This window comes from Streptosporangium sp. NPDC049078 (genome assembly GCF_040648855.1).
Taxonomy (GTDB): Bacteria; Actinomycetota; Actinomycetes; order Streptosporangiales; family Streptosporangiaceae; genus Streptosporangium.
Genome location: NZ_JBEZEL010000007.1, coordinates 381,009 through 400,901, shown reverse-complemented (window position 1 = coordinate 400,901; position 19,893 = coordinate 381,009). Strand labels below are relative to the sequence as shown.

Annotated in this window: 17 protein-coding genes; 13 read left to right on the top strand and 4 right to left on the bottom strand. The window is 70.5% G+C overall.

All coding sequences use genetic code 11. The features are described from left to right. Positions 1-810 precede the first annotated feature (810 nt). Positions 811-2,757 (bottom strand): hypothetical protein, encoded by a 1,947-nt coding sequence (locus tag AB0B90_RS14690; protein WP_362922839.1) that lies wholly within the window; start codon positions 2,755-2,757, stop codon positions 811-813. 33 nt (positions 2,758-2,790) lie between these two features. On the opposite strand from AB0B90_RS14690, the gene AB0B90_RS14685 reads away from it, so the two are divergent. Next, positions 2,791-3,342 (top strand): hypothetical protein, encoded by a 552-nt coding sequence (locus AB0B90_RS14685; RefSeq protein WP_362922837.1) that lies wholly within the window; start codon positions 2,791-2,793, stop codon positions 3,340-3,342. A gap of 243 nt (positions 3,343-3,585) precedes the next feature. Here the strand turns inward: AB0B90_RS14685 and AB0B90_RS14680 are convergent, their stop codons facing one another. Further along, the gene (locus AB0B90_RS14680) at positions 3,586-4,512 is read right to left on the bottom strand and encodes an MBL fold metallo-hydrolase (protein WP_350947810.1); all 927 of its coding nucleotides are present in this window, start codon (positions 4,510-4,512) and stop codon (positions 3,586-3,588) included. A gap of 109 nt (positions 4,513-4,621) precedes the next feature. Here AB0B90_RS14680 and AB0B90_RS14675 point away from each other — a divergent pair, with 109 nt between their 5' ends. After that, positions 4,622-5,071, top strand: coding sequence for a hypothetical protein (locus AB0B90_RS14675; protein ID WP_362922835.1), 450 nt, complete (start codon positions 4,622-4,624; stop codon positions 5,069-5,071). 158 nt (positions 5,072-5,229) lie between these two features. On the opposite strand, the gene AB0B90_RS14670 is transcribed toward AB0B90_RS14675, so the two are convergent. After that, complete coding sequence (locus tag AB0B90_RS14670) at positions 5,230-6,741, bottom strand: DUF1015 domain-containing protein (RefSeq protein ID WP_362922833.1); 1,512 nt, start codon at positions 6,739-6,741, stop codon at positions 5,230-5,232. Positions 6,742-6,852: 111 nt separating this feature from the next. Here AB0B90_RS14670 and AB0B90_RS14665 point away from each other — a divergent pair, with 111 nt between their 5' ends. Beyond that, positions 6,853-7,284, top strand: a complete 432-nt coding sequence (locus AB0B90_RS14665; protein ID WP_350947807.1) for a tetratricopeptide repeat protein — start codon at positions 6,853-6,855, stop codon at positions 7,282-7,284. Between the two features lie 226 nt (positions 7,285-7,510). Then, positions 7,511-8,530 (top strand): HAD-IIA family hydrolase, encoded by a 1,020-nt coding sequence (locus tag AB0B90_RS14660; protein ID WP_362922831.1) that lies wholly within the window; start codon positions 7,511-7,513, stop codon positions 8,528-8,530. 176 nt (positions 8,531-8,706) lie between these two features. Here AB0B90_RS14660 and AB0B90_RS14655 read toward each other — a convergent pair whose 3' ends face one another. After that, positions 8,707-9,054 carry an SCP2 sterol-binding domain-containing protein gene (locus AB0B90_RS14655; protein ID WP_350947805.1) on the bottom strand — a complete coding sequence of 116 codons (348 nt, stop codon included), beginning with the start codon at positions 9,052-9,054 and terminating at the stop codon, positions 8,707-8,709. Between the two features lie 623 nt (positions 9,055-9,677). Between AB0B90_RS14655 and AB0B90_RS14650 the strand changes: the two genes are divergently transcribed. The 9 genes from AB0B90_RS14650 (at position 9,678) to AB0B90_RS14610 (ending at position 19,766) form a co-directional block, all read left to right on the top strand. After that, entirely contained in the window at positions 9,678-10,034 is a 357-nt protein-coding gene (locus AB0B90_RS14650; protein WP_362922829.1) for a hypothetical protein, read from the top strand. After that, positions 10,031-10,849, top strand: coding sequence for a TlyA family RNA methyltransferase (locus AB0B90_RS14645; RefSeq protein ID WP_350947803.1), 819 nt, complete (start codon positions 10,031-10,033; stop codon positions 10,847-10,849). The genes AB0B90_RS14650 and AB0B90_RS14645 overlap by 4 nt, the downstream gene beginning before the upstream one ends. Before the next feature lie 173 nt (positions 10,850-11,022). Beyond that, entirely contained in the window at positions 11,023-11,928 is a 906-nt protein-coding gene (locus tag AB0B90_RS14640; RefSeq protein WP_350947802.1) for an NAD kinase, read from the top strand. A 90-nt stretch (positions 11,929-12,018) separates the two neighbouring features. After that, positions 12,019-13,731 (top strand): DNA repair protein RecN, encoded by a 1,713-nt coding sequence (gene recN, locus AB0B90_RS14635; protein WP_350947801.1) that lies wholly within the window; start codon positions 12,019-12,021, stop codon positions 13,729-13,731. Between the two features lie 170 nt (positions 13,732-13,901). After that, on the top strand, positions 13,902-15,113 hold the full coding sequence (gene steA / locus AB0B90_RS14630) for a putative cytokinetic ring protein SteA (protein ID WP_350947800.1): 1,212 nt from the start codon (positions 13,902-13,904) through the stop codon (positions 15,111-15,113). After that, positions 15,110-16,084 (top strand): copper transporter, encoded by a 975-nt coding sequence (locus tag AB0B90_RS14625; protein WP_350947799.1) that lies wholly within the window; start codon positions 15,110-15,112, stop codon positions 16,082-16,084. Before steA ends, AB0B90_RS14625 begins: the two co-directional genes overlap by 4 nt. 4 nt (positions 16,085-16,088) lie before the next feature. Continuing rightward, positions 16,089-16,967 carry a hypothetical protein gene (locus AB0B90_RS14620; protein ID WP_362922827.1) on the top strand — a complete coding sequence of 293 codons (879 nt, stop codon included), beginning with the start codon at positions 16,089-16,091 and terminating at the stop codon, positions 16,965-16,967. Next, positions 16,964-18,613 (top strand): lipid II flippase MurJ, encoded by a 1,650-nt coding sequence (locus tag AB0B90_RS14615; RefSeq protein ID WP_350947797.1) that lies wholly within the window; start codon positions 16,964-16,966, stop codon positions 18,611-18,613. The genes AB0B90_RS14620 and AB0B90_RS14615 overlap by 4 nt, the downstream gene beginning before the upstream one ends. Next, positions 18,606-19,766 (top strand): glycosyltransferase family 4 protein, encoded by a 1,161-nt coding sequence (locus tag AB0B90_RS14610; RefSeq protein WP_362922824.1) that lies wholly within the window; start codon positions 18,606-18,608, stop codon positions 19,764-19,766. The genes AB0B90_RS14615 and AB0B90_RS14610 overlap by 8 nt, the downstream gene beginning before the upstream one ends. Positions 19,767-19,893 lie beyond the last annotated feature (127 nt).

Genomic DNA, 19,893 nt, shown 5'->3' with positions numbered 1-19,893 from the left:
CTGCACCGGGGACGGTGTGGGAGAGTAGGTCACCGCCGGACAATCTTTCACGTAGGGCCCTCACCGTTGGTGGGGGCCTTTCGTGCTTTCCAGGGCCTTTTTCAAGCGATGCCCCAGGGCCATCCAAAGGACGCGTCGGGGTATTGGAAGGCCGGGACTCGAGGTTTTCGGCGTGTGGGTTTCCGCTGAGGGGGTCCTTTTGCGTTATGAGCAGTGTTAGCCAAGTGATCTTCGACTCCTGCGGCAAGGTACCGGCCGGCAGCTGGGATGGCTCCGAGATTCTCTCAAAAGCCATCCGCGAAGGGCCCGCCGTGATGTCCATGATCATTCATGGGTGCAGGGGAAGGGCGTATGGACTTTCAAGGGCTTGCTAGGCTGGAAGGGCCGGGCCACCCCACCAGCGGGTGGCCTTCGTCGCGCCAGACCACGATAGGGGCGGGGCAGCGATAGCGAACGGGGCGCACCCCGCGGCCGGAGACCGCCCGGATAGCGAACGTCTCATCCGAACGAGGAGATGGGACGCGCTCGCAGAGTGACCCAACGAATGGACCAGAAGTGAACAGTGACAACGGGCCTGAGGGCGCGGGCCGTCGCGAAGAGAGCGAAAACCGCGGATCCGGCGGCCAGGGAGGCCGCCGCAGCGATCGCGCAGGTGGTGACAGGGGACGTCCGGGTGACGGTCCCCGGTATGGTGAGCGCCGAGAAGGGCGCCCGAGTGGTTCTTACGGCTCTCGTGATCGTGGCGACCGGCCGTCCTACAACCGTGACGACCGGGGTTCCGGTCGTCCTCCGTTCAACCGTGACGACCGCTCAGGGGGCGGGCAGAGGTCCTCGGGACCGCGTGGCGAGGGCCAGCGTTCTTATGGTGACCGCGAGTCTCGCGGTGGCTCCTACGGAGCTCGTGATCGTGGCGACCGGCCGTCCTACAACCGTGACGACCGCGGTTCCGGTCGTCCTCCGTTCAACCGTGATGATCGTGGTGGTGAGCGCAGGCCGTTCAACCGTGATGATCGTCCTGGTGGCGGGTATCGCGGGGATCGGCCGTCGTTCAACCGCGACGATCGTCCCGGTGGTGGCCGTCCTCCGTTCAACCGTGACGACCGTGGTGGCGAGCGCAGGCCCTTCAATCGCGATGATCGTGGTGGCGAGCGTCGTTCGTACGGTGACCGTGACCAGTCGCGTGGTCAGTACGGTTCGCGTCCCGATGGCGGTGAGCGCAGGCCGTTCAACCGCGACGATCGCCCCGGTGGTGGCCGTCCTCCGTTCAACCGCGACGACCGCGGTGGTGAGCGCAGGCCGTTCAACCGTGACGATCGTCCCGGTGGTGGGTATCGCGGGGATCGTCCCGCGTTCAACCGCGACAACCGCGCTGGTGACCGTCCTTCGTCCAACCGCGACGACCGCGCTGGTGACCGTCCTTCGTCCAACCGCGACGACCGCGGTGGCGAGCGTCGTTCGTACGGTGATCGTCCTGGTGGCGGGTATCGCGGGGATCGGCCGTCGTTCAACCGCGACGATCGTGGTGGCGAGCGTCGTTCGTACGGTGACCGTGACCAGTCGCGTGGTCAGTACGGTTCGCGTCCCGATGGCGGTGAGCGCAGGCCGTTCAACCGCGACGATCGCCCCGGTGGTGGCCGTCCTCCGTTCAACCGCGACGACCGCGGTGGTGAGCGCAGGCCGTTCAACCGTGACGATCGTCCGGGCGGCGGCTATCGCGGAGATCGGCCGTCGTTCAACCGTGATGATCGCGGTGGTGACCGCAGGTCGTTCGACCGTGACAGCCGCGGGGGGGATCGTCCTCCGTTCAACCGTGATGATCGGCCGTCGTCCAGCCGTGATGATCGTGGTGGCGAGCGTCGTTCGTACGGTGATCGCGACCAGACTCGTAGCCGCTACGGTTCGCGGCCGGATGGTGAGCGCAGGTCCTTCAACCGGGATGATCGTCCTGGTGGTGGATATCGCGGGGATCGTCCCGCGTTCAACCGTGATGACCGCGGTGGTGACCGTCCTCCGTTCAACCGCGACGACCGCGGTGGTGAGCGCAGGCCGTTCAACCGTGACGATCGTCCGGGCGGCGGTCGTCCCTTCGGGAACCGCGACCGCGACGGTGAGGGTTCTCGCACCCGCTATGGCCGGGACGACCGGTCCGGGGGGCGCGACGAGGCTCCCGGCGGCCAGCGTGAGGAGTTGCCCGAGCTCGCGCCGGACATCACCGCGGAGGAGCTCGACAAGGAGATCCGCGAAGAGCTGCGTTCTCTTCCGCTCGACCTCGCGGATCTGATCTCCCGCCATCTCGTGGCGGCCGAGAGGGCCCTTGGCGAGGACGACGCGGAGCGGGCCTACGAGCACACGAAGGTCGCACGCCGCTTCGCGGCCAGGATCGGAGTGATCCGTGAGGCCGTCGGTATCGCGGCCTACCGTGCCGGCCACTTCTCCGAGGCGCTCAGCGATCTGCGCGCGGCTCGCCGGATGACAGGTTCCGACTCGTTCCTGCCGATCATGGCGGATTGCGAGCGCGGTCTTGGCCGCCCCGAGCGTGCGCTTGACCTGGTCCGTTCCAAGGAGGCCGAGCGACTCGACCGCGTCGGCAAGATCGAGCTCGCCATCGTGGAGTCCGGCGCCCGGAGAGACCTCGGTCAGAACGACGCCGCGGTCATCACCCTCCAGCGCCTTCCCGAGCTGCGTGACACCCGTCCCCAGCCCTGGTCGGCCCGTCTCGCCTTCGCCTACGCCGACGCGTTGTCCGCGGCCGGTCACGCGGGGCCGGCCACGGAGTGGTTCGGCCGGGCGATGACCTTCGACGAGGACGGCGAGACCGACGCGGCCGAGCGTTACGCGGAGCTGACGGGCGCTGTCATCGAGGACATCGAGGACATCGAAGAGGACGACATCGAGGACGGGGAAGTCTTCGTCGACGATGACACCCGCGCCGACGATGACGCCGAGGCCGAGGGCGATGATGACGTCAACGTCGACGATGACGCCGATATCGACGACGTCGCGGCTCTGGACGAGGAGATCGAGGCCGAAGACGATCTCTTTGACGACGACTTCGACGCGAACCGTCCCACCGCCGATGACGCTCAGGACAACGGTTCCGTCGACGAAGAGCACTCTGCCGAGGTGAGCTCCCCAGAGAAGGTCTCTTCCGAGGGCGAGGCGGCCGACGCCGAGCGGAAGACGGAGGAGAAGCCGGGCAAGGTGGAGCACGCTGTCGGCCCTGCCTTCATCGAGCCCGACTTCGGCGACATTCTGAGTGACGCCTCCGACACCGACTCCGATGAGGACGAGGATCAGCGCGAGGACGACGAGCAGGGCCGGGGCAAGGCCGAGAAGAAGTAAGTCCAGGGAACCTTCGCCGCATTCCGGGTGGACGAGCTGTGCGCCCGGAATGCGGGAGGTGTCTCCATCGTTCTCGGCGAGGGGACTGCCAGGTTTACCCGGTGAATCGCTTCCCTGTCACCGCTCCTGTGTTTGAAACGGTCAGGGCTTGGCCGTCGCCTACCTCGACGGAGGGAGGCGAGAAGCCGCTTCTTTCGGGGAACGGAGGAGTCACAACGGCCCCGAGCCTTGCGGGGCACGTTTTCACGGCTGGATTCGATCCAGCCAGTGCAGGATTCCGGCCACGTTGGACGGGGCGCCGCTCAGCAGCTCGAATTGTTCGGCGGTCGCCTCGTCCGTCTTCAAAGCCGCGTAACGGTCGCGGGTGCGCTCCCTGACCATGGCAACGGCGTGATCCAGGTCCATGCCCTCCGTGTGGGCCTGACGGGTCAGGTCGACCCAGACACGAAGCTCCTCGGCGGAGCGTCCCAGGATCTCCTCCACATCCGTGACCGGTCCGTAGTGACTGAAGAGCAGCCTTTGCGGGCCCAGTGCTTTGAACAGGGCGATCGAGTCCAGCGCGGTCCGCAGGTCGAAGTCCGGCGGAGGCGTGGCGGGACGCAGGTCGCCCGTCTCAGGAAGGTAGACCCCGGCCGCGTCGCCGACGTAGAGGTCTCCGGTGCCGGAGTCGATGAGTCCGACATGGTGTTTGGCGTGCCCTGGGGAGTAGTGGCTGTTCAGGGTACGACCGTTGCCGAGGTCGATCGTGTCGGTGTCGTCGAGCGCGCGGATCCGCGAGGCTTCTGTCGGGGAGAGTTCGCCGAACAGGGTGTCGAGCTTGTCGCCCCAGACCATTCGCGCGCTCGCCATCAGCCTGGATGGATCGGCGAGATGTCGTGCACCCTTCTGGTGAACCACAATCTCCGCATTCGGGTAGAAACCGGCGATGTCGCCGACCCCGCCCGCGTGATCCAAATGGATGTGCGTGACGACGACCGTGGCGAGATCTCCGGGTCCGACGCCCAGCGAGGTGAGGGCATCACGCACCACGGGGGCGGAGGTGGAGGTGCCGGTCTCAACCAGGCAGGGACGGTCTCCAAGGATCAGGTATCCGGCCGTGATGCTGGAGTACCCGGCCATCCTCGTATCGATCTCATAGACGTCCCCGCCGAGGGCGGTGATGTTGTCCACAGGCCACCTCATAACTGGAACCGGTATCCACAGAACAGTATTCGGCCATTCCGGTGCAGCTCACATCGTAGAGAGTCGTCCTCGACAGGCAGGATCGAGGGAGGATCGCATGGATCGTAACGAGGTCATTCTCGTGGGCCGCCTACCTGAGGTGGCCCACATCAGGGCGTTGCAGAGCGGAGGCACGCTCGGCACCTGGCGGCTCATCGTCCGGCGGCGACACCGCGGGCGTGGCGCCCGGGTCGACACCATTCCGTGCGCGTCGTTCGAGACCGACGTCATCGAGGCCGTGGCAGGTTGGCTTCCCGATGACATCGTCGAGGTGACGGGTTCGCTGCGTCGGAGATGGTGGGGAAGCGAAGGGGCCAAGTCGTCCGGCTACGAGGTCGAAGTGCGTTCGGTGAGACGTCTTGAGCGTAAGGTCATCACGATCCTGGCCTGTGCCGAGGAGGTTCCCGTGCCCGTCCCGCCTCGGCCGGTGCGCTCACTCCTGCATGCGAGGAGGGGGCCACGGGACCGGGGGGGAGGAGCCGCGGCTCACCTCGGCGAGATCGGGTAACTGACGCCCTACTTCCAGGGCATGCAGGATTTCGAGATGTCGGACTGGCTTTTTGAGATCTCGGACCGACCTCCACCGACCTGCAAGGCCCGGGAAACGCAGGGTTTCGGAGTTTCCGCGGCATCCGGCTCTTCTCAGGGGTCCGGCCCTCCTGAGTTTCAGGATCCTGACTTCGCGGAGGGCGGGTTTTCTTCGGAAGGTGTCAGTCTCGGGGTGAGCGTGCGCAGAACCAGACCGGTTCTGGGCTTCGGACCGAAGGAGGTGGACTTGCGAGGCACTCGTTCCCCCTGAGCCGCGACGGCGAGCACCTCGTCGACCGCGAGCGGGCGCAGAAGCACCGCGGTCCCACCGGACGTCCGCGCGAGCCGTACGGCGGCCTCCGGGTCGTGGTGGACGACGCGCACCGACTGTTCGTCGTCCCGCATCCCCCACACCTTCGGCAGAAGAAACTCCGCGAGGATGGAGGTGTTCAGCGCCCGCCACCCGGCCGAGTGCTCGGACGGCATGGCGTGTTCGAGCTGGTCGGGGTCGGGGTCGGTGAGAAGGTGTGCGGACCCGCCGGCGGACAGCAGGTAGGCCGGTCCGCTGGTCTCCTCCAGTGCGGCCAGACCTTCGGCCAGGTCCGCGTGGTCGTGCACCTGCCACGAGCCCCTCGCCTTGGCCAGCGCCTCCTCAAGCGGCAGTCCGGGAATGACCCGGTGGATGGCCTTCAGATCCGGTGGGTAGGCGCTGGAGTCCACCAGGAGCGCGAGACCGAAGTCCCACGGACCGGGCTCCGGAGGGCTCGTCGGGCTCACCGCTTCCGCGGGTTCCACCGGGCTCACCGAGGCCGTGGCTTTAGCGGGTTTCCCGGGATTCGTGGCTTCCGCCGACTCCGCAGGGGTGCCGTCCGTCATGGGCGTCACCGATTCCACGGCTGTCGTGGGTTTCATGGAGGTGGTTGTCGCGGCGTCACTCGTGACGGAGGCAGTGACGGAGGCGCGGTGTTCTCGCTGGAGCGCGAGATAGGTGGCGTAGCGGTGGTGCCCATCGGCGATCAGGGCCTGGCGGGGGCGGAGGTCGGCGTCGATGGAGGCGAGTTCGCCGGTGTCGGTGACGGCCCACAGCCGGTGCCTGACCCCGTCCTCGGTCTCCGTCTCCGCCAGAGGGGGCCGGGACGCGGCGATGCGGTCGACGAGGTGTGTGGTGGCGCCGCCCGCACCGTCGTAGAGCAGGAAGATGGGTTCCAGGTTGGCCTGCGTGGTGCGCATCAGCGCGAGCCGATCGGCGACCGGTCCGGGCATCACGTTCTCGTGAGGAAGGATGATGCCCAGCTCCGGACCGGCCAGGCCCACGTCACCGATGATCCCGCGCTGCAGGATGCCAGGACCCGACTGCTCGTAGATGTAGACCGCGGGTGTCTCGTCGGAGGTCAGCACCCCGCAGGAGAGCCACCGGTGAAGAGTCTCCCGCGCCTCGGCGTATTTGTGATGGTCGGTGCCGGGAAGGATCAAACGCACCACATTGTTGGGGTGAAGGTCGAGCAGCTTCCGCACCTCGGCCTCGTCGATGAGGTCGTACGGCGGGGAGGTGACTCCGGCCAGATCGTCGACCGTGAACCGCACGCCGTGAAACGGGCGCAGCACCAGCCCGCCGGGTATCGGCAGTTCAGGATTCGCCATAGAGGGCATGCTGCCATAAAGGCCTGAAACGGCCGGGGGCCGCTTCGAGTCTGCGATGGTGCCTGGTCCGTCAGGAAATCGGCCAGATCTGTCGTCTGTCGATGAAGGAGGCCTCACACAATGGTCCAAGGACGTGGCGGTCCGTCTGATTCCCCCAGCCCCGAGACGGGCGCTCCGGCCGGGGACGTCTACGAATGGTTTCAACGAGGGACGAAACTGCTGGCCGAGGGCAGTCCGGCGGCGGCGGCCGCGCTGCTGGAGCGGGCGGCCGACGCGGAGCCGGAGTCGCGGAGCATCCGGGAGGCCCTCGCCCGAGCACAGTTCAACTCCCGGCAGTACGCCGACGCCGTCGACAGCTTTCGCTGGATCATCGACGCCAATCCGGCTGAGGACTACGCGTATTTCGGTCTTGGGCTCGCCCTGTGGCGCACCGGGGACATGGAGGGGGCTCAGGAGCCACTGGCGATCGCCGTCGCGATGCGGCCCGACCTGCGGCACTATGTTTCCGCGCTGAAAAGTGTTCGCGCCACGTTGCGTGCCCGCAGGATGTGATCCGTACGAGTTCGCCGTTGTGATCCCGAACGCCCGCAGGATGTGATCGGTGCCGACCTTGCCGGTGTGATCGGTTCCTGCTGCCGGCGCGACCGGTGGGTGCCCTGCCGGTACGCCCCGAGGATGCTCGCCCGGTTGATCCGTGCGGGTTCGCAGGACGTGATCCAGGCGGTTCCGCCGCATGGGAGCGGTGCGGGCGGTGGAACGTGGGTGATGAAATGGGCCGGTGGACACGAATACGCTGATCGACCCGTATGACACCCTTCTCCTTGACCTTGACGGGGTGGTGTACCTCGGGCGCAACGCCGTACCGGCGGCCCCGGAGTCCCTGCGCCGGGCGGCGGAGGGTGGTGTACGTCTCGCCTACGTCACCAACAACGCCTCACGCACCCCCGCGGCCATCGCCCAGCACCTGCGCGCGCTGGGCGCCCCGGCGGAACCCGAGGACGTCGTGACCTCCGCCCAGGCCGCCGCGCGGGTCGTGGCCGAGCGGGTCGAACCGGGCGCCGCGGTGCTGGTGGTCGGTGGGATGGGGCTGCGCTCCGCACTGCGCGTCCACGGACTGCGCCCGGTCAGCACCGCCCTGGAAGGGCCGGTCGCGGTCGTCCAGGGCATCGCTCCCGATCTCTCCTACGGTCTGCTGGCCGAGGGCACGCTCGCGGTGAGAGGGGGAGCCCTCTTCGTCGCCGCGAACGCCGACTCGACCATGCCGACGGGCAGGGGGGAGCTTCCCGGCAACGGCTCGATGGTCAGGGTCATCGCCACGGCGACCGGGGTGGAGCCGATCGTCGCGGGCAAGCCCGAGCCGCCCCTGCACCGCGAGTCGATGCTCCGCACCGGATCGCAGCGGCCTCTGGTGGTCGGTGACCGGCTCGACACCGACATCGAGGGAGCGACCAACGCGGGGGTGGACAGTCTGCTGGTCCTGACGGGAGTGGCGGGCCCGCTCGACGTGCTGACCGCCGCTCCCCGGCACCGGCCCACCTACGTCGCCGCTGATCTGTCCGACCTGCACCGGCCCTACCCCGAGGTGCGGAGGATCACGGACGGGTGGACCTGCGAGGGGTGGACGGCCCGCTGGGAGGAGGGCGTGCTCACCCTCGAAGGCGGGGGTGGGCCGCTTGACGGGCTCCGCGCGGCCTCCGCGGCGACCTGGGAGGCCGTGGGCGAGGGCCGGGCGGACGAGGACGCGGTGAAGGCGGCACTCGACTCCGCGCTCTCGCCACGGGCCTCGCGCTCCGGCTGAGACGACCGCTCGACCCCGGCCTCCTCCAACGGCCGCCCAGCCTCCGTCATCCCCTTCTCGGCGCGACCTCACGTGCTCCCCTTGATGCCGAGCCCAGGCCGGGAGGCCGGGGCCGGGCGGGCCGTCGCCCTGCGTGAACCTCTCCGCCCGTGTGATCCCGCCTTCGGGCGGGATCCTCAAAGGAGCTTGCGCAGGCGGAGAAGGTCACCGAAGCTGGCGTCGACCTTGATCCGGCCGCCGAAGACGGCCCGTCCCATGTCGAGGTCCCCGTTGACCAGCGAGATGAGATCATCGCTGCCGATGGTCAGTTTCACCTCGGCCTGCCTGCGGTCGTCCGGGGAAAGGTCCTCGAAGGGACCGAGGCCGCCGTGGTGGATGTGGCCGTAGAAGGTGACGCCGAGATCCTTGATGTGGCAGCTGATACTGCGCTCGACCACGTGCTTGTCGCGGCTCTCCCGGTCAACCTCGTCGAACTGCTCGCCGAGTTTGCGCAGTGCCACCCGGCACTCGTCGACGGTCGCCATCGCGTGGCGCTCCCTTCTCTTCTCCCTGACCGATCCGAATCCCTTTCAGGTACGGACGGTAGCGTTCCACATGGGTACGGCATGCAATCCGGCGCGGGGGCACCGGAGAAAGAGGCTTCCGCAATGGCGTTCACGACATCGCGGGGTTATGCGCCGACGGCCGCCGACCTTAATGGCATGACAACGATCGAGGTTCCCGCGATAGTTCGCGGTTTACCCATCTTTGGAAGATCTCTCCCTTCCTTGCCCGCCCTGGGCCGACCTGTGTGGATCGGCCGCGGCGGATCCCCCGTATCCGTGCGGATCGGCCGCCGCGAATACCCCGTGCCCGTGCGGGTCGGCCCTCGCGGACTCCCCTGCGTTCACGGGAAGGACGGGGCCGGATTCGCGGCGTGGGGAGCCCGTCAAGGAGGGGAGCCCGCGTATGGCGAGGGAAAGCCGGAAAGGCGGGAAAGCCCGCCGGGGCGACGAGGGGCGCGGCTTCCGATACGGTCGGGGAATCCACGGGCGCGGCGCCGGTGAGCGTGGTGCTCGTACGGCGGAAGCCGCATTCGTACGGCGGCAAGGGCCGCGAAGACGATCATGACGGCCGAAGCGGCCAGGAGCGGTTCCGGAGGGGGCACATGACGGACCTGCTGGAGGAGACGGGCGACGAGCGGGCGGACGCCGCGCTGGGCGGGCTCACCCGTCTCGGCGCTCTGCCCGTCTCCGCGCACGCGGACGTCTTCGAGGAGGTGTTCACCGGACTGGAGCAGGCGCTCGCCGCGGTGAACGGTACCTCGGGGCGGGAGTCCGCCTCGCCGGACAGCCCTCCGGAGCGGGCCACCGCCCCGGCGCACGGTGCCCCGGAGCGGGAACCGACCTCACCGGGCGGCCTGCCAAGGCCAGGCGGCGTGCCAAGGCCGGGACCGGCCCTGGCGCACGCTCTTCCCGGGCAGGGGCGCCCGTCGGTGGACGGCACCCGGGATCGGCGCCCGTGAGCCGGCGGACACGTCTCGACAGCGAGCTCGTCCGCCGGAAGCTGGCGCGGTCCCGCGAGCAGGCGGCCCAGCTCATCGAGGCCGGCCGGGTCAGCGTCGGCGGCCAGGTGGCGGCGAAGCCCGCGACCCAGGTCGACACGGCCTCGGCGATCGTGGTCGCGGAGGCGGCCGAGGGGCCCGACTATGTCTCGCGGGGCGCGCACAAGCTCCTCGGCGCGCTGGAGGCCTTCGGTCCTCTCGGCCTCACCGTGGAGGGACGCCGCTGCCTGGACGCGGGAGCCTCGACCGGGGGCTTCACCGACGTACTGCTCCGTGCGGGAGCGGCGCACGTCCTGGCCGTCGACGTCGGGTACGGCCAGCTCGCGTGGTCGCTGCGGACCGACGACAGGGTCACGGTGATGGAGCGGGTCAACGTCAGGGACCTGAAACCCGACATGCTCGGCGAGGCGCCCACGCTGATCGTCGGTGACCTCTCCTTCATCTCCCTGCGCCTGGTGCTGCCGGCCCTCGTCCTGTGCGCCGCGGAACGGGCCGACTTCGCGATGCTGGTCAAACCCCAGTTCGAGGTCGGCAGGGAGCGGGTCGGCGCCGGAGGGGTCGTCCGCGATCCGGAACTTCGCGCCGGGGCCGTAAGGGACGTGGCCGAAGTCGCGCGGACGCTCGGCCTGACCGTGCGAGGGGTGACCGCGAGTCCTCTGCCGGGCCCGTCCGGCAACGTCGAGTACGTCATCTGGCTGGGCAGGGGAGAGGGCGCTCCGCCGGTCCCCGACCTTGACGCGGAGATCGAGCGAGCGGTGGCGGAAGGCCCCCGGTAGCCACTGCCCAGCTCTCCGGCTCCCGGCCCTTCAGCGCCCGGCCTCGGCCCTCCAGACCTCCGCCATCCGGCAACCTGCCGGCCGTCCAGACCTCAACTCCCGAATCCTCTGCCACCCAGACCCCAGCTTCCTCCCCCACCCGGGGCGAGGATCTCCACGTTCAAGGAGAGTCGATGACTGCCAAGCGCACCGTGCTGGTCACCGCGCACACCGGGCGGGCGGCGGCCGTCGACAGCGCCCGGATGGTGATCCAGCGGCTCGTGGACGCCGGGCTGACCGTGCGGGTCCTCAGCGTCGAGGCCGAGGAGATCGCCTGCGCGGGGACCGACGTGGTACCCGCGGGTCCGGCGGCGGTCGACGCCGTCGAGATGATGATCGTGCTCGGTGGCGACGGCAGCCTCCTGCGGGCGGCCGAACTCGCCCGCCCGGCGGGGGTGCCGCTGCTGGGGGTGAACCTCGGCCACGTGGGCTTCCTGGCGGAGGCCGAGGTGGAGGACCTGGCGGAGGCGGTCGACAGCGTGGTGGACGGCCGTTACGACGTCGAGGAGCGGATGACCATCGAGGTCACCGCCCGCCTCAACGGCAAGCTGCTCGCCGACAGCTGGGCGCTGAACGAGGTCACCGTCGAGAAGAGCGAGCGGATGCTCGAGGTGGTCGCCGAGATCGACGGGCGCCCGCTGTCACGCTGGGGGTGTGACGGGGTGATCTGTGCCACGCCGACCGGTTCGACCGCGTACGCCTTCTCCGCCGGAGGCCCGGTCGTGTGGCCGGAGGTGGAGGCGCTGCTGCTCGTGCCGATCAGCGCCCACGCCCTGTTCGCCAGGCCCCTGGTGGTCTCGCCCCGCTCCAAGCTGGCACTGGAGGTCCAGCCGGAGACGGCGGGCGCGGTGCTGTGGTGCGACGGCCGCCGCAGGTTCGACCTGCCGGCCGGTGCGAGGGTGGAACTGCGGCGGGCGGAGCTACCGGTACGGCTGGCGCGGCTGCACGGTCTGGAGGACACCGGGGCGCCGTTCACCGACAGGCTGGTCGCGAAGTTCGATCTCCCCGTACAGGGGTGGCGGGGTCGCGTGAGGCCCTAGTTCGTCCGGGCGGGCGACGCCTCAAGCGCGTAGGATCGTGCCCGCGCACCGCACTGATGTTCGGTGAATTCGATGTGACGGGAGGGACCAGTGCGACCTGGAGTCGAGGAGGTCCGTATCCAGGGGCTCGGCGTGATCGATGAGGCCGTCCTGGAGCTGGCGCCGGGATTCACCGTGGTCACGGGCGAGACGGGCGCGGGTAAGACCATGGTGGTGACCGGCCTGGGGTTGCTGTTCGGCGGCCGTGCCGACCCCGCCCGCGTCCGTCCGGGCTCCGGCAAGACGACCATCGAGGGCACGCTGATCGTCGACCCCGCCGGGCGGGTCGCCCAGCAGGTGCAGGACGTGGGAGGCGTGGTCGAGGACGGCGAGCTGATCATCTCGCGCACGGTCTCCGTCGAGGGGCGCAGCCGTGCCTGGCTGGGCGGGCGGACGGTTCCCGTCGGCACGCTCACCTACCTGGCCGAGGACCTCGTCGCCGTGCACGGCCAGATGGACCAGCAACGGCTGCTGCAGCCGGGCCGTCAGCGGGCCGCCCTCGACCGCTACGCCGGTGAGGAGCTGGTCAAGCCGCTGCGCGCCTACGAGCAGGCGTACAAGCGGCACAGGGAGACCGCGGAGAGGCTGGCCGAGCTGACCACCAAGGCGAGGGAACGCGCACAGGAGGCCGACCAGCTCAGGTTCGGGCTCGGCGAGGTCGAGAAGGCCGACCCCAAGCCCGGCGAGGAGATCGAGCTGCGCGAGGAGGAGGAGCGGCTCTCCCACGCCGACTCCCTCAGGAGCGCCGCGGAGACGGCGCACCGGGCACTGCTCGGCGATCCGATGTCCGGTGAGCAGGCCATGCCGGACGCCATCGCGCTGGTCGGAGAGGCCCGCGCGGCCGTCGAGGCGGTGCGCGACTTCGACCCCTCGCTCGCCGGGATCGCCGACCGGCTCGCGGAGGCGGGCTATCTGATCTCCGACGTCGCCACCGAGCTGGCCGCGTACGCCGAGTCGGTCGACGCCGACCCCGGCAGGCTCGCGGTGGTGCAGGAGCGACGGGCCGCGCTCATCCACGTCATCCGCAGATACGGCCAGGACACCGCGGAGGTGCTCGCCTGGGCCGCGCGGGCCGCCGCCCGGGTGGCGGAACTCGACGGTGACGACGACCGCATCGGCGAGCTCACCCGCGAGCACGAGGAGCTCACCGCGCGCCTCACCGAGCTGGCCGCCGAGCTGACCCGGGTCAGGACGGCGACCGCGGAGCGGTTCGGGCAGGCCGTGACCGAGGAGCTCACCGCGCTGGCCATGCCGCACGCCAGGGTCGCGGTCACGATCACCGCCGCCTCCGAGTTCGGCCCGCACGGCGTCGACGAGGTCGAGCTGCGCATGGCGCCGCACCCGGCCTCGCCGCTCCTGCCGCTGAACAAGGGCGCCTCCGGCGGTGAGCTGAGCCGGGTGATGCTCGCCATCGAGGTGGTCTTCGCCGGCGCCGACCCGGTCCCGACGTTCGTCTTCGACGAGGTCGACGCGGGTGTGGGCGGCAAGGCCGCGGTGGAGATCGGCCGCAGGCTGGCACGGCTGGCCCGCACCTCCCAGGTGATCGTCGTCACCCACCTGCCGCAGGTCGCGGCCTTCGCCGACCAGCATCTCGTCGTGGAGAAGGCCGACGACGGGAGCGTGGTGCGCAGCGGCGTGATCGCCCTCGACAAGGACGGCCGGGCGAGGGAGCTCTCCCGCATGCTCGCCGGGCTTGAGGACTCCGAGCTGGGCCGCGCGCACGCCCAGGAGCTCCTCTCGATCGCCGCCGCCGACAAGGCGTGACCCGAAACAGGCCGAACACGCCGGATTCGAGAAGCGAGGCGGTACGTGGGGGGTTGAAGGAGTAATCCTCGCGTTCCAGGGGAGCAGGTCTCAGGAGTATCGGGTGACGTATCTAACACGCTGCCGCCTGTTTGGCTCTCCCGGTCGTTCACTCTGGCAGGATGGGCGTGATGAAGGTGCCGACTGAAGAGCTTCAAGACAGGCTCACGAGGTACCTCCGCCGCAGGAAGGTCACGGACCTTCCCGGGGTGACGGCAGTGGCGAGAATCGATCGGCGGACCAAGAGGCTGACCAAGCGCCTCAGGGCCGGGGAAATCGCGATTATCGATCACGTTGACGTTGACCGGGTGAGCGCGGAGGCCCTTGTCGCGTGCGGCGCGGCGGGTGTCGTCAACATCGCCTCCGGCATCAGCGGCCGCTACCCCAACCTCGGCCCGCAGATCATCGTCGAGGCGGGGGTGCCGTTCGTCGACAACGCCACCCCCGAGCTGTTCGAGCGGATCAAGGACGGCGACCTGGTCAGGCTGCACGAGGGCGTCCTTCACCTCGACGACGAGGTGGTGGGCAAGGGCGACGTGCAGACGGCCGAGTCCATCGAGGCCGCGATGAGCGAGGCCCGTGCCGGGCTGACGGTGCAGATCGAGGCGTTCGCGGCCAACACCATGGAGTACGTCCGCCGTGAGCGCGACCTCCTCATCGACGGGATCGGCGTCCCCGACGTCCGGACCGTGATGGAGGGCAGGCACGTCCTCATCGTGGTGCGCGGTTACCACTACAAGGAGGACATCGCCGCCCTCCGCCCCTACATCCGCGAATACCGCCCGATCATGATCGGGGTGGACGGCGGCGCCGACGCGCTGCTGGAGGCCGGTTACCTGCCCGACATCATCGTCGGCGATTTCGACTCCGTCTCCACCAAGGCGCTCACCACCGGCGCCGAGCTGGTCGTGCACGCCTACCGCGACGGCAGGGCGCCCGGGCTGGAGCGGGTCCAGCAACTGGGCCGCACCGCGGTGCTCTTCCCCGCGATCGGCACCAGCGAGGACATCGCGATGCTGCTCGCCGACGACAAGGGCGCCGATCTCATCGTCGCCGTCGGCACCCACGCGACCCTGGTGGAGTTTCTCGACAAGGGCCGCTCCGGCATGGCCAGCACCTTCCTCACCCGCCTGCGGGTGGGCAGCAAGCTCGTCGACGCGAAAGGCGTCAGCCGGCTCTATCGCAGCCGGATCTCCACACCGTCCCTGCTCCTGCTCGTCGCCACCACGCTGATCACCATGGGAGTGGCGATCGTCGTCTCCCCGGTGGGCAAGATCTGGCTGGACAGCGTCCGCGACGTCTGGAGTGGCTTCATCTTCTGGCTGGTCGGACTCTTCTCGTGATCGATTTCCGCTATCACCTCGTCTCCATCGTCGCGATCTTCCTCGCGTTGTCGGTCGGGATCGTGCTCGGCACCACCCTGCTCGAAGATCCCGTCATCAAGGCGAGCGAGTCGCTGGCCAACCAGCTTCGCGAGGGCAACAACGAGCTTCGCGACCAGGTGGACGCCCTGCAGAAGCGCGAGGCCGCCAACGACGCCTTCGTGACCGGCGGCACCGCCCGGATGGTCCAGGACGCGCTCGTCGGCAGGAGCGTCGTGATCGTCGAGGCCCCGGGCAGCACCGCGAGCGTGCGCGAGGCGGCGCAGCAGGCGATCGAGGAGGCCGGGGGGAGCGTGACCGGCCGGATCACCCTCACCGAGCGGTACACCGACCCCGCCCAGGCGGGCTTCGTCGACAAGCTGGCCGTCGGGGCCAAGGCCGCCGAGACCGTCTTCTCCGTCGAGGACACGGCGCACGACAAGGCGGCGGAGGTGCTCGCCGGTGCGATCCTGACCAGTGACTCCAGCCAGGTGGGCAAGGAGCACCCGTCCGGAGCCGGCATCCTCGACGCGTTCCAGCGCGCCGGCCTGCTCACCGTCACCGGCGAGCCCGCCAGGCGCGCGGAGACGGCCCTGATGATCGCCCCGGCGGAGGCGTACGCGGGGGAGACCGCGAGTGCGCAGGCGGGCACGCTCGTGACGCTGGCGCTCGGCCTCGACGACGCGGGCCAGGGCACCGTGATCGCCGGCACGCAGACCTCCGTCGCGCCCGGCGGGGTGATCGCCGCGCTCCGCGAGGACGCGGCCTTCACGGAGAAGGTCTCCAGCGTCGACACCGCCGATATGCCCGCAGGACGGGTCGTGGTGGTCTACGCTCTCCGAGAGCAACTCACCGGGCTGGCCGGTCAGTACGGCATCGGCCCCGGCGTCTCCGGCATCGAGCCCAGCGCGACGCCGACCCCCACGGTCCCCACGGCCACCTCCGGAGGATGATCCGATGGCTCGTCGCGCTTTTCCCCGCGCCCTCGCGGGTGCCCTCGCCGGCGCGTTCCTCGGCGCGGTCGCCGCGCGCGCCGCGTACGCCGCCTTCACCCGCAGGCCTCCGGTCGGCGACACGGAGACCTGGGCCCGCACGAACCACAGGGGTGAGCCGATCACCCTGCTTGAGGGCCCGGCGTTCGTCGCCGGTGCCGGTGCCGCCGCGGCGGCGATGCCCGGGCTGCCCGGCAGGGTCCGCGTGGCGGCGCTGCTGGCGGTGGCGGGTGGTGGCGGGCTCGGCGCCTACGACGACCTGTACGGCGCGACCTCGTCCAAGGGGTTCAAGGGGCATCTGAGCGCCCTGGCCAAGGGCGAGGTCACCAGCGGGGCCGTGAAGCTCCTCGGTATCGGCGCGACCGGCCTGGCCGCGGCCGCCCTCACCTCCCGTCACCCCTTCGACGTCGCCGTCAACGGTGTGCTGATCGCGGGGAGCGCGAACCTGGCCAACCTCTTCGACCTGCGGCCGGGTCGCGCCGTCAAGGTGGGCCTCCTCGCCGGAGCGCCCCTGCTCGCCGCGGGGCTGCTCGGAGACGACCCGGCTTCGGCCACCGTGGTCGCGCTCCCCATGGGGGCCGCCGCCGCGCTGCTGCCCGAGGACCTCGGCGAGCGGGCGATGCTCGGTGACGCGGGGGCCAACGCGCTGGGCGCACTGCTCGGCTTGGCCGCGACCATCACCCTGGGACGTCCGGGGCGCCTGGCCGTGCTCGGCACCGTGGTCGCGCTGACCGCGGCCTCCGAGAAGATCAGCTTCACCAAGGTGATCGCGGGCAACCCCGTCCTGCACCGCCTCGACATGCTCGGCCGTCGCCCTGTGGAGCAGGCACCCGCCACCCGATGAGCACGAGGATCGCACGAGGGGTCGCGGGAGCGGCGCTCCTCATCGGAGTCGTGACCGTCCTGGCCAGGCTCGTCGGTTTCGGCCGCTATCTCGTCCAGTCGCAGAGCGTCGGCAACAGCTGCCTGGGCACCGCCTACAACACCGCCAACTACGTGCCCAACATCGTCTTCGAGCTGGTCGCGGGCGGCGTACTGGCCGGGATGGTGGTGCCGGTGCTGGCCTCGGCGGCCTCCAGGTCCGATGACGACCCCGAGGCCAGGGCGGAGGTGAGCAGGACCACCTCGGCGCTGCTCACCTGGTCGATGCTCGTCCTGGTGCCGCTCACGCTGCTCATCGTCGCGTTCGCCGGGCCGATCGTCGCGCTGCTCGTGGCGAATCCGGCCCCGTGCGACCTGGCGGACGTCGTCGAGGCCGGCACCGGCCTGCTCGTCGTCTTCGCCCCCCGGATGATCTTCTTCGGCCTGGCCGTGGTGCTGTACGGGGTGCTCCAGGCCCACCAGCGGTTCATGGGCCCGGCCCTGGCGCCGCTGGTCTCCAGCCTGCTCATCGTCGCCTCCAACCTGTTGTTCGAGGCGGTCAACGAGGAGGCCGCGAGGGACCTGTCGCGGCTCAGCGGTGCCGGGCAGCTGTCGCTCTCCCTTGGCGCGACCGTCGCCGCCGCCGCGATGGTGCTCACCGTGATCGGTCCGGTGGCCCGGCTGCGGCTGAGGCTGCGGCCCTCGCTGTCGTTCCCGCCGGGCGTCGCGGCCAGGGCGCGGAGTCTCGCCACCGCGGGTCTCGCCGTGCTGATCGCGCAGCAGATCGCGCTGATCGTCGTGATCCGCCTCGCCAACGAACTGGGAGGCGAGGGCGCGATCGCCGCCTACACCTACGCCTGGGCGCTGTACCAGCTGCCGTACGCGGTGCTCGTGATGCCGATCGCCACCAGCTCGTTCCCCGTGCTGTCCACCCGAGCGGCCGAGGGGGACACGCCGGGTTTCGACGCCCTGACCGCCTCCACCACCCGGGCCGTGCTCCTGGTCACGGGGCTCGCGGCCGGGGTGATGGCGGCGGTCGCGGTACCGGTGTCGAGGGTGTTCCTCGATGGGACCCCTGGCGGCGACCCCGCCGAGATGGCGAGGGGTGTCGCGCTGTTCGCGCCCGGCCTGGCCGGGTACGCGCTCATGCTGCACCTCGCCCGCGTCCTGTACGCCTGCGGGCGGGGCCGGTCGGCGGCCGCGGCCTCGGTGACCGGGTGGGCCGTCGCGCTGGTGGCCCAGATCGTGCTCGCCCGCACCGCGGGGAATCCGGCCGACGTGGTCGGGCTGCTCGGTCTGGGCAGCACGGTCGGTATGACCGTCGGCGGGCTGCTCCTGGCCGTCGCGGTGCTTCGCACCAGGGGAGCGGCCGCGCTGGCGGGGACGCCACGCACCCTCCTCGCGACCGTGGCCGGTGGCGGTGCCGCCTGGGGAGCGGGGCTCGCCCTGGTCAACGCCTTGGGTGCGGTGTCCACCTGGGAGTTCGTGGCGGCGGGCCTGGCCGCCGGTGTGGCCGGTGTGGTCGCTTTCGCGGCCGTGGCCGTGATGATCGACAGGCAGGACGTCCAGGCGCTGGCGGTGAGGCTCCGCCGAGGGGCCGCGAAGGAGGGTGGCCTTTCCGATGGCTGATGAGGGCAGGCGGGTGGCACTCGTACTGGGAACGAGCGCGGGAGGGGTCGGCCGGCACGTGGCGATGCTGGCCGGAGGGCTGGTGCGTGACGGCCACCGGGTGGTCGTGGCGGGCCCGCCGAGCACGGAGCGGGCCTTCGGCTTCGCCGCGCTCGGTGCGCGCTTCGTGCCCGTGCCGATCTCCGACCGGCCCCGCCCGGCCGGCGACCTGCGGGCGGTCCTGGCGCTTCGCGCGTTGCGGGGGGCGCACGTCGTGCACGCCCACGGGTTGCGGGCCGGGGCCCTGGCGTCGATCGCGCTGGCGGGGACCGGGACAGGGCTGGTGGTGACCCTGCACAACGCCGCCACCGCGGGCGGCGCCGTCGGCGCGGTCCACGGCCTCCTGGAACGGATCGTGGCCCGTCGCGCCGACCGGATCCTGGTCGTCTCCCCCGACCTGGGGGAGCGGATGAGCCGCCTGGGTGCCACGTGTGTCGAGGCCGCGGTCGTACCCGCGCCCCCGTTGCCCTCTTCGGGACGCGAGCCCGGCGACATGCGGCGAGAGCTCGGGGTGGGAGACCGGGTGATCTTTCTCACGGTCGCGAGGCTCGCCCAGCAGAAGGGCCTGGAGACCCTGCTCGACGTCGCGAAGACCCTGCGCGGGGCTCAGGAGGCGGAACCCGCGCGGGAAGCGAGCCCCACCGAGCCCGGGCACGGCCGGATCGCGCGGGAGCGTGCGCCCGAAGTCGTGTTCCTGGTGGCGGGGGAGGGGCCGCTGAGGGGGGAGCTGCAGGGGCGGATCGACCGGGAGAGCCTGCCGGTGCGGTTGCTCGGCGATCGCGCCGACGTGGGAGATCTGCTCGGGGTGGCGAGGGCGCTGGTGGTGCCGAGCCGCTGGGAGGGGCAACCCCTCACCGTGCAGGAGGCCCTGCGGGCGGGAACGGCGGTCGTCGCCACCGCCGTGGGGGGCATCCCCGCGATGGTGGGAGAGGCCGGGCTGCTGGTGCCGTACGGGGATGTCGCCGCGATGCGCGACGCGGTCGCGAGGGTGCTCGCCGACGACGAGCTCGCCGCGGCGCTGGCCGGGGCCGCCGCCCTGCGGGGCCGCGAACTGCCGGGCGAGGCAGAGGCGCTCGGGGCGGTGCTCGCGGTCTACGCGGGGCTCTCCGGCTGAGAGCGCGCGGGGTTCTTCGATCAGAGAACCGCGGGAGGGCGCTCGGTCCCGCGGGGGGAAGGAAGGCACGCGCCCGGTCCCGGAAGGGAGTCGGAAGGGCCGGAAGGGGCCGTCGGCAGGCGATTTC